This window comes from Herbaspirillum sp. 1130, from assembly GCF_017833835.1.
GTDB lineage: Bacteria > Pseudomonadota > Gammaproteobacteria > Burkholderiales > Burkholderiaceae_D > Herbaspirillum > Herbaspirillum huttiense.
On sequence record NZ_JAFICQ010000012.1, the window covers coordinates 1 to 1,292 of the forward strand.

General features: G+C 59.8%; 1 protein-coding gene and 1 pseudogene. Both read left to right on the forward strand.

The features are described from left to right. A pseudogene (locus JOD78_RS27850) lies at positions 1-138 on the forward strand (branched-chain amino acid ABC transporter permease); the annotation flags it as partial. Between the two features lie 72 nt (positions 139-210). After that, on the forward strand, positions 211-1,292 hold a 1,082-nt coding region (locus JOD78_RS27855), incomplete at its 3' end, for an ABC transporter ATP-binding protein (RefSeq protein ID WP_209570225.1).

Sequence of the window (1,292 nt, forward strand, 5' to 3'; positions counted from 1 at the left end):
GCCGGTTACATCGGAGACCTGACTGGCAACTTCCTGGGCAGCAATTATCAGGACATCTTCGCCTTCATCGTGCTGATCATCGTGTTGACCTTGCGTCCGTCCGGGATCATGGGTGAGCGTGTGGCGGATCGGGCCTGAGTTTTTAAGATTTAAAACCTTAAAAACTTAAAAACAGAAACTTAGAAACTTAAGAAATCGGAAGAGAACACTATGGCTCTCATGACCTTCGACATGAAGCGCAACCCCCAGCAGGCGCGGTTCAGCCTGCTGGCGCTGTTGGCGCTGATGATCATCTTCCCCATGATCGCCCAGCATTTCGGCAATTCGTGGGTGCGCATCATGGATATGGCGCTGCTCTACATCATGCTGGCCTTGGGCCTGAACGTGGTGGTGGGTTTTGCCGGCCTGCTGGACCTGGGCTACATCGCCTTCTATGCCATCGGTGCGTACACCGCCGGCCTGCTGGCTTCGCCGCAGTTCGCCGCGGTGATCGAGTCCTTCATCAATACCTATCCGGCCATCGGCAATTTCCTGGTCTGGCTGTGCGGTCCGCAGATCGTGCAGAACGGCATCCATTTGTCGCTCTGGCTGATCGTGCCGATCTCGGGCGTGCTGGCGGCGCTCTTCGGTGCGCTGCTGGGTGCGCCGACCCTGAAGCTGCGCGGTGACTACCTGGCCATCGTGACGCTGGGCTTCGGCGAGATCATCCGTATCTTCATGAACAACCTGAACGCGCCGGTGAACATCACCAATGGTCCGCAGGGCATCAACCTGATCGACCCGATCCGCGTGTTCGGCGTCTCACTGGCCGGTGAACCGGGTTCGGGTTCGATGCTGAAGATCTTCGGCATGAACCTGCCGTCGGTGAACGCGTACTACTACCTGTTCCTGGTGCTGTGCATCTTCGTGATCTTCTTCTCGAGCCGTCTGCAGGATTCGCGCCTGGGCCGTGCCTGGGTGGCGATCCGTGAAGATGAAATCGCCGCCAAGGCGATGGGCATCAACACCCGCAACGTCAAGCTGCTGGCCTTCGCCATGGGTGCGTCCTTCGGTGGCGTGGCCGGTGCCATGTTCGGTGCCTTCCAGGGCTTCGTCTCGCCGGAATCCTTCTCCCTGACCGAATCCATCGCCGTGCTGGCCATGGTGGTGCTGGGCGGCATTGGCCACATTCCGGGCGTGGTGCTGGGTGGCGTGATCCTGGCCGCGCTGCCGGAAGTGTTGCGCCACGTGGTGGAGCCGCTGCAGATGGCCATCTTCGGCAAGGTGTGGATCGATGCGGAAGTGCTGCGCCA